The sequence below is a fragment of the Microbacterium sp. H6 genome (assembly GCF_003314775.1).
GTDB classification, from domain to species: Bacteria; Actinomycetota; Actinomycetes; order Actinomycetales; family Microbacteriaceae; genus Microbacterium; species Microbacterium oxydans.
This window is the reverse complement of the sequence record NZ_QOAY01000100.1, coordinates 1-2,899: the sequence shown is the minus strand read 5'-3', so window position 1 is coordinate 2,899 and position 2,899 is coordinate 1. Positions and strand designations below refer to the sequence as shown.

Annotated in this window: 1 protein-coding gene; it reads right to left on the bottom strand. The window is 71.6% G+C overall.

The window, feature by feature from the left end:
• The coding region (locus tag DSP71_RS06825) for an amino acid adenylation domain-containing protein (protein ID WP_113680703.1) at positions 1 to 2,899 on the bottom strand (2,899 nt) is incomplete at both ends.

The window sequence follows — 2,899 nt, the reverse complement described above, 5'->3', positions numbered from 1 at the left end:
CCGTGGCGCCGCCGACCGACGCGGCGGCCTGCACGATGTCGGGGTGGCTCTCCGCCGCCTTCTCGATCTCGGCGAGCTCGATGCGGTAGCCGCGGACCTTCACCTGACCGTCGTCGCGTCCGCGATACTCGATCCCGCCGTCCTGTCTGCGGTGCACCCGATCGCCCGTCCGATAGAGACGGTCGCCCGGTGCGCCGAAGGGATCGGCGACGAAGCGTGCGGCGGTCAGTGCCGTCTGCCGGTCGTAGCCGCGAGCGAGGCCGTCGCCCGAGAGGTACAGCTCCCCCGTCCCTCCCGGCGGCACCTCGCGCAGCCCCGAGTCGAGCACGTAGGCGCGCGCTCCGAGGATGGGCCGCCCCAGGCAGGGCTCGGCACTCGAAGCCAGGTCGGCGCCGAGCGCGTTGATCGTGAACTCCGTCGGACCGTAGAGGTCGTACCCCGCCGTGTGCGGATGGTCGCGGAGGGTCGTCCACAGCTCGGCTGGTACGGCTTCCCCACCGAGCAGGACCAGCGCCGGCGGCCGCCCGTCGAGAAGCCCCGCGCGCAGCAGTTCCCGCGCGAAGGAGGGCGTGACGTTCACGACGTCGATGCCCACTCGCCCGTAGTGCGCCACGAGGGTCTCGACGTCGAGACGGCTCTCCTCGTCGACGATGTGCACCTCGTGACCGTCCAGCAGCCAGAACAGCTCCTCCCACGACATGTCGAACGAGAACGACACGGTGTGCGCGATCCGCAGCGGCGAGCGCCCTGCACGGGCGATGGTCGGCCGGAAGATCGCCTCGAGGTGGTTGTCGTACATCGTCATGAGCCCGCGGTGCGGCACGACCACACCCTTCGGCTCGCCCGTCGAGCCCGAGGTGAAGATCGTGTATGCGGCGTGGTTCGGTGTGAGCCGCGGCGGGGTGAAGCGGGCCTCCGTCCCTTCGTGCACGGCGTCAGAAGCGCCGGGGAGCTCCCGTCGCGGTATGCCGGCGGGCCCCTCGTCCGCCGTGTCGGCGGCCCCCGGGGAGACGACCGCGAGCTCCGCTCCCGCACGGTCGGCGAGACGACGTCGACGCTCGACGGGGTGGGCGAGATCCAACGGCAGGTACGCCCGGCCTGCCCGGAGCACGCCGAAGATCGCCGCGACGTGCTCGATCGTGCGTGGCAGCTCCAGCGCGACCACCGACCCAGGGCCGCGAGTGCCGTCAACGACGAGTGCGGCGATCCGGTCGACCTCCCGCTGCAGACGCGCGAACGTCCAGGAGGCCGCGGAGCCGCGCGCGTCCCGCCCGACCAGTGCCGTCCGGTCGGGGTGACGGGATGCTGCGGTGGCGAGCAGATCGGCGACCGTGTCGTGATCGGCACCGTGTCTGGCGGTCGGTGCCACGGTGGTCGCCTCGGCATTGACCCGTTCGATCGCCGGGCGGTCATCCGGCACCGCGATGGGGATCCGTGCGACAGGAGCGCCCGTATCGGCGGCGAGAGCGCCGAGCACGGCGAGGTACCGATCGAGATAGCGCTCCGCGCGACCGACGTCCACCACATCGGGACGGTAGGCGAGCGCCACCTCGAGGCGCTCGCCGGGATTGACCGTCATCGCGAGGCTGTAGTGCGTGCCGTCGTGAGCCTCCGCCTCGGATATGCCGTGCCGGAGGAACGTCTCGGACTGCACGGCCTCGTCGACGGGGAGATTGCGGAAGACGTAGAGGGTGTCGAAGAGGACGGCCTGACCGGACGCCTGCTGCACGTAGCTCAGGCCGACGTGGTGGGCGTGCATCACCTCGGACTGCGCGGCCATGTGCGATCGCAGCTCTTCCGTCAGCTGACGCCCGGGATGGATGCGCACCCGCACCGGAACCGTGTTCATCAGCAGGCCGACCATCCGGTCCACGTGCGCGACCTCTGCCGGTCTGCCCGAGACCGTCGTCCCGAACACCACGTCATCCTGTCCCGTGATACCGCGGAGCACGTGCGCCCAGGCGTAGCCGAGGACGGTGGAGAGGGTGACGGATGAGCGCCTGGCCAGCGCCGAGAGCCCGCGGGAGAGCGCGGCGTCGAGCACGGCCGTGACCGACTCGGAGAGCACCGGGGGTGCGGCGATCGACCGGGGTTCGACGAGGGTCGGACCGGGGAGTCCGGCGAGGGCCGATCTCCAGGCGTCGATCCCGGCGGCCCGGTCCTGCTCGCCGACCCAGTCGAGGTACGCGGAGTAGTCGGCTGTCGGCGGCAGTCCCTCGTCCGAGACGGGCCCCGGGACGGCGAGCGCGCGGTCGTAGAGCTCGAACAGGTCTTCCAGGAGCAGGGTCTGCGACCAGCCGTCGGTGAGGATGTGGTGATGCACGAGGCTCACCATCGCGTGCGCGGGACCGAGCCGCACCAGGACGAGTCGGATGAGCGGGGGCGCGGCCAGATCGAACCCCTCGTCGACCTGGGCTTGCGTGAGACGCTCCAGCTCCCCCTGCTGCTCCGTGTCCGACCGACCCCGCAGGTCGAGTTCCGCGAAGGGCATCGCGGTCGGAGGGACGATCACCGAGATCGGGTTCCCGCTCCCGTCGTCGACGAACCCCGCGCGCAGGCTCGCGTGGCGGCGGAGCAGGGCATCGCCGGCTCGGCGCAGCGCGTCGGCGTCGACCTCTGACCGGAGCGTGATCTTGTGCTGGACGACGTACACGTCGACACCGTCCGCTGCCGCGCCCAGACGCGTGTGCACATAGAGTCCCTCCTGCAACGGCCCCAGAGGCAGCACGGCCTCCCACCCGGGGAAGCGGCGATCGAGGTCGGCACGCTCCTGCTCGTCGAGCACGACCGCGCCGGCCTGCCCTGCGCTGCTCCGGTCGTCCTCCGCATCCACGGCCGGACGGCCGGCATCGGTCGCGCGTGCGACGAGCGCCGAGACGGTGCGGGCGTCGAAGACGGC